Origin of the sequence: Janthinobacterium sp. BJB304, from assembly GCF_002735765.1 — a bacterium.
In the GTDB taxonomy this organism is placed as follows: Bacteria; Pseudomonadota; Gammaproteobacteria; order Burkholderiales; family Burkholderiaceae_D; genus Janthinobacterium.
In genome coordinates, this window is sequence record NZ_PDZN01000046.1 from 1 (window position 1) to 5513 (window position 5513).

General features: G+C 58.9%; 4 protein-coding genes and 1 rRNA gene. All 5 read right to left on the reverse strand.

Translation table 11 applies throughout. The features are described from left to right. Positions 1-225: 225 nt before the first annotated feature. Positions 226-1305 (reverse strand): tartrate dehydrogenase, encoded by a 1080-nt coding sequence (locus CSQ95_RS28805; RefSeq protein ID WP_099411989.1) that lies wholly within the window; start codon positions 1303-1305, stop codon positions 226-228. A 40-nt stretch (positions 1306-1345) separates the two neighbouring features. Next, complete coding sequence (locus tag CSQ95_RS28810) at positions 1346-2836, reverse strand: DUF3482 domain-containing protein (RefSeq protein WP_099411990.1); 1491 nt, start codon at positions 2834-2836, stop codon at positions 1346-1348. Continuing rightward, positions 2833-4311, reverse strand: a complete 1479-nt coding sequence (locus CSQ95_RS28815; RefSeq protein ID WP_099411991.1) for a DUF2868 domain-containing protein — start codon at positions 4309-4311, stop codon at positions 2833-2835. The genes CSQ95_RS28810 and CSQ95_RS28815 overlap by 4 nt, the downstream gene beginning before the upstream one ends. Positions 4312-4373: 62 nt before the next feature. Then, the gene (locus CSQ95_RS28820; protein ID WP_099411992.1) at positions 4374-5063 is read right to left on the reverse strand and encodes an acid phosphatase; all 690 of its coding nucleotides are present in this window, start codon (positions 5061-5063) and stop codon (positions 4374-4376) included. A 350-nt stretch (positions 5064-5413) separates the two neighbouring features. Beyond that, positions 5414-5513: ribosomal RNA gene (gene rrf, locus CSQ95_RS28825) — 5S ribosomal RNA — on the reverse strand; the annotation flags it as partial.

Here is a 5513-nt window from a genome sequence, read left to right on the forward strand (position 1 = left end):
CGACTGTTAATTGTTAAAGAACTGTATTCGGTTACTGCTTTCGCGCTATCGACAAAGCGTTGTGTTTGTCAGCTGCGAAGAAGGAAGAGTATGAAGCGTTTCGGCTAATTCGTCAACCTTCTTTTTTGCCGTTTGCTACTGCATCCGGCTCCCTCTGTTTCGCTAAAACCACTGCGTCTCATTGGGGAGGCGAACTATAGCAAAGCCACTCAAGGGCGGCAAGCTTTATTTCAGCAATTCGGCAACCGCCATGCCCACATCGGTCGTACTGGCGCTGCCGCCCATATCCGGCGTACGCGGACCATGCTCGAGCACCCGCTCGATGGCGTGCACAATCGCGTCATGCGCCGCCGTGTAATTGGCATCGCCATTACCGAGGAAGTCCAGCATCATTGCCCCCGACCAGATCATGCCGATCGGGTTGGCGATATTCTGGCCATAGATGTCGGGTGCGGAACCGTGTACCGGTTCGAAGACGGAAGGAAAAGTCCGCTCCGGATTGATATTGGCCGATGGTGCGATGGCGATCGTTCCCGTGCACGCAGGTCCCAGGTCAGACAATATGTCGCCAAACAGATTCGAAGCGACCACCACGTCGAAACGTTCGGGACTCAATACAAAGCGGGCCGCCAGGATGTCGATATGGTATTTATCCCAGCAGACCTCGGGAAAGCTCGGGGCCATCGCTTCCACCCGTTCATCCCAATACGGCATGCTGATGGCAATACCATTCGACTTGGTCGCCGATGTCAGGTGTTTTTTAGGCCGGCTTTGCGCCAGCTCAAACGCATACTTCAGGATGCGGTCGACGCCCTTGCGCGTAAACACGGATTCCTGCAGCACCATTTCGCGCTCGGTCCCCTCGAACATGCGCCCGCCCACGGATGAATATTCTCCTTCCGTGTTTTCACGCACCACATAAAAGTCGATATCGCCCGGCTTTTTATTCGCCAGCGGACATGGCACGCCCGGCATCAGCCGCACGGGACGCAAGTTGACGTATTCGTCGAATTCACGCCGGAACTTCAGTAATGAACCCCACAGCGAGATATGATCGGGCACCTTGTCCGGCCAGCCCACGGCGCCAAAATAGATGGCGTCGAAATCCTTGAGCTGCGCGAACCAGTCCGAGGGCATCATTTGCCCGTGTTCCAGGTAATAGTCACAATTGGCCCATGCCATCGTCGTAAACTGCAGGTCGATATTGAAACGGCGGGCGGCCGCTTCAATTACACGCAAACCCTCCGGCATGACTTCATTGCCAATGCCGTCACCGGCGATGACGGCGATTTTATGTATGCTCATGGGGGAAACCCTGTTGGAAATAGACGATGGAAGCCCGTATTTACATCTGCTGCGTCACGTCCGGGTACAGACGCGCCAGCACATCGGCAGTGATTGCCGTGATGATGGGCTGCACACATTCGGCAGCCAGTTCATTGGACTTCGCGCGGCGTACCTCTTTCCATAACTCGACCAATGCGCTCTCATGACGCGCCACCGCCTGCTCGACTTCATCCTGCCAGAAGGCCGGCGCCTCGCTTTCGACAAAGTTGCCGCGGCCACGGCCAAAGTGCGCCACCGCCAGGTAACGCAGCACGCCCGCCACCACCAAGGTGCGCAGGAAGGCATCGGTAAATTGCATCGTGGGCTCGTTGCGGTCCGTTCCGGAATTAAAGCCCCAGGCTGCGCCCGCAAACGTCAACGCACCAACCACACCGCCAAGCAGGGCGCCCGTGCCCAAGGTCAGGCCGCCGGAAATCAGGTCGGCCGACAGCCCCGTCGCCGCACCGGAAATCATCGCGCCCAATAGCCCTGCCTGCGCCTTGTCGATCGGCGCGCGCACGGCGAAGTTCTCCCGTATCCGGCTATTGATCTTATGCGCGTCGGTCGGGTCGAGTTTGTGCAGGATCAAAAGCTCACGCGTGGTGATACCGCTGTGCGCATTAAGCCGCGCCACCAGGCTGGCCATGGCCTTTTCCTGGCGTTGCTGCTCTGCGTTCTTGCCTATGCCAACGACCTGCAAGGCCGATTTCAGCAAGCCCTTAGAGGCGGGCTCGATGGCTTCGCGATCCTGCCCGGCCACCGCCAGTTGCGTGGCCAGCAAGTGCATCGCCTGCCGGAAACGCGCCGTATTCTGCTCTTGCCAGGCAGCAAACAAACGCGCATAGCCTGCTTGCTGCGACTGCGGCAACAATTTACCCACAGCTTCGTAAAACACGCGTTCATGCACCCAGCAGCGGGCAAAGGCATCGAGCGCCAGGACATCGCGCACGATTGGATACTGCTGCAAATGCTCGCGCCAGCGCGCCTGCTCGCCGTGCTCCTCATTACCCGGACGCGGCGGCCCCATCTGATTGAGCAAGACCACCACAGGCTTATCCAGCCAGGCGAGGATTTTCATTTCCGCCGGCAAGTAGCCCGCATCCTTCGGATGTTCCGAGGAATTCACCAGGTACAACACCACGTCGGCGGAGTCCTTGGCCGTGCGCAGCGCCTGCTGGCTGAGCCAAAACGGGCGGTCGCGATAACGGTCCAGCACTTCACGCAGAAACCAGCCGATGGGATTGCCTGACTGGCCCAGGCGCTTGAGCAGACGCACGGAGTCGCCAAAGCCGGGCGTGTCCCACAATTGCAAAGTATCACCCTGTGGCGTGGCCAACAAGGTATGCGATTCGGCAAACACGGTTACGTGGGCGGCGTCGCGCACTTCGCCCACATCCACGCCCACGAGGGTACGCGCGAGTGTCGTCTTGCCATTATTCGTGTGCGAAATCAGCGCAAACTGAATCTGCACCGCGTCATCTTGCACATCTTTATTCACGTTCACACTCATGCTGTTGCCGATACTTTCAAGCCGACACCGGCATCGAGCGGGTGCAAGGCAGGGTTGAGCAGATTGACCACGGTGGCCGTGGCTTTATGGAACTGGCAAAACTGCTGCCACAAGGCGACCCGTTCCGCCAGACGCGCGCCGTTATCCGCCTGCTCGCCCGCGCGCTCCAGGTAGCTGGACTCGTCGATCAGGACAGCGATGCCGCGCGCCGACGATTGCACCAGATAATCGAGGAAGGCCCCGTGATTTTCCTTTTCCGGCGTCGCCGTCAGATTGAACAGCACGGCCGTGATATTGACTTGTGGATCGTTCAAGTCTGTGTCGCGCAAGACGTCCTGCGGCTCTTCGCCATACGACGTTGATGGACGCAGCATCATGCGGCCCTGCTCGCCAAACAGCATGAGGGCGATTTGCCCCAGGCCTTTGTGACGTGCCTCATCGACAGTAAAGCTGTACGGCAAGACGCGCAGCATGCCGCCCGTGGCCACACCGATGCTTTCATTAAGCTTGCGGAAATACGGCTGATCGAGATCCAGCGGAAACTGCCTGGCCAGGCGCGCGGCGCGCCAATTATTGAGCAGTGCCAGGATCAGGCGGGGGACGACCACCAGCAGGAAAATCGTCGCCGCATACAAATGCACCCAGCGTGCACCGCCTTCGACGGTCGTCGTTTGCGGGAAGCGCAGCGCTTCGATTTCCGCCAGCGAAAAACCTTGTAAGTGAAACAGGGCAATGGCCGGCGCAAACAGGGTCGACAGCAGGCTGTGCACCTGGCCGGCATTCAGAAAGGTGCTTTCCCAGCCGGCCGCGTATTGCGACAGAAAACCGCGCGCATACAACGAGGCGACGGCGCCAATGGCAAACATGGCAGCGCTCAAGTGGATGGTACGGCCCAGGCGCGCGGCCGTCAGCTTGGCGCTCAAATGCGCCCACTCGCCCATGAAACTGAGCAAGCCCGAAGACAAGGCGTGCGGCAGTTTGCGCGGCAAGGCCAGGCGGCCCACGCTCAGGTGGCGCACCAGCCCCGCTTTCGGCCAGCCGAGCGAGTGCGAAGGGATGCATAGCCAAATCAGCAAGCCCAGGTAGACCAGTACATTCCAGGCGATGATCAGCAGCAAGGGCGCCGACAGCAAGTCGACGCGATGGGGGTCCGTTATACGGTCCAGTCCGGCGCCCAGCAGCAAAGCCAGCAGGGGCAAGGCCAACGCCATGGTCTTCATGCCGTTACGACGCTTCGCGAAAGCAGCGAAGGCGGGAGTGCGCTCGGTGATGCGCTTGAGGATCAGCTCGGAACGCTGCTGCAGGAAATCGTCACCCGTGACTTCGGCCTGCTTGCCCGAAGCTTGCCACTGCGCAAGCTCACGTGCACTGCGGCTGGCATACATGCGGTCATCCTCGCTGAGGACTTCTTTTTTCTGGTCGGCCGTCTCGATAGCACGGACCAATACCACTTCTCTCGCAATCTGCTCGTTCATGGTGCTCCTGTTTTTGTATGAAACGACAACTCGACAGGCAGATTGTGACGTACTTTCGTGTTTCAGGCCAACGCGTCCTCGGCCCGGAACAAATGATGCAGCAGATAGATCAGGAAAGAAGCAATCCAGGCAGACCACAAGGTGTGCGTAAAGAATTGCGTACCTTGCAACTGTTGCTGCCAGCTTGCCGCCAAACCGCACAGCAGCATGACGCAAGCGAGCAGCAGCGCCGTGCGTGGTCGCCCGGGCAGACAGAACAATGGCAAGGCCAGCATCCACCAGGCAGTGTTCGCCTGGGTAGCAGGCACGCATGCCATGGCAGATGCGCTGGCTGGCAATGTTTCCAACAGGCGCGTGTACGGCTCCAGTCCGCCATAACGCAACAAATCCGTGGGACAGGGCACATCGCTGAAGGAAGAGAGCAAATATATGCTTAGCGGCACGAAGATAGCCGACAGCGCCACCACGCGCAAGGCGCTGCGACGCGAAGCAAGCCAGACCAGCGGATGCAAGGTGTCCCACACGGCCAGCCCGATCATGACGGCGCCAAGCAAGATCATACCGATCTGAAAACTGCGCGCCCACACGCTGTCAGCGCCGACAAATTGCCCACGCGCACCGTCGAACATACTGTCGGCAATCATGAGGTCGAGGTTGCTGTAATTGCCGATCCAGAGTATCAGCATGGCCGACAGCATCAGGATGCTATCGATGCCTTTGGAAGTTTTGACGAGTTTAAGCTTGGACAGCATGGGTGCACACGTTACTTGATGAGAACGGACATCATCGTACAGTGTCAATATGAAGAGAACATGACGGTGCCCGCCGTGCACAACATGTGGTGATAAATGACAAAGGCAGCGCACAGCGCTGCCTTTTTTTTTCGCCTGCTGAACAGCCGGGGTCATCCCCCCTCACACTGACCGTCGGTCGGTGGATCGGCGCAGGTCGGCGTAGGTCGGCGTAGGTCGGCGTAGGTCGGCGTAGGTCGGCTTAGCGCTGCGCGCGTAAGCCGACAGCACCCCGCGGCGCGCAAAACCACCAGACGAAAAAAAAACCCCACCGGAATCCGGCGGGGTTTTTCTCTTACTGCGAATAACAAGCCTGACGATAACCTACTTTCACACTGGTTGCAGCACTATCATCGGCGCAAAGTTGTTTCACGGTCCTGTTCGGGATGGGAAGGGGTGGGACCAACTTGC

What these genes read in the sequence shown, in the direction of transcription:
- CSQ95_RS28805 (WP_099411989.1), bottom strand. Translation starts at nt 1,305, where the DNA reads ATGAGCATACATAAAATCGCCGTCATCGCCGGTGACGGCATTGGCAAT.
- CSQ95_RS28810 (WP_099411990.1), bottom strand. Translation starts at nt 2,836, where the DNA reads ATGAGTGTGAACGTGAATAAAGATGTGCAAGATGACGCGGTGCAGATT.
- CSQ95_RS28815 (WP_099411991.1), bottom strand. Translation starts at nt 4,311, where the DNA reads ATGAACGAGCAGATTGCGAGAGAAGTGGTATTGGTCCGTGCTATCGAG.
- CSQ95_RS28820 (WP_099411992.1), bottom strand. Translation starts at nt 5,063, where the DNA reads ATGCTGTCCAAGCTTAAACTCGTCAAAACTTCCAAAGGCATCGATAGC.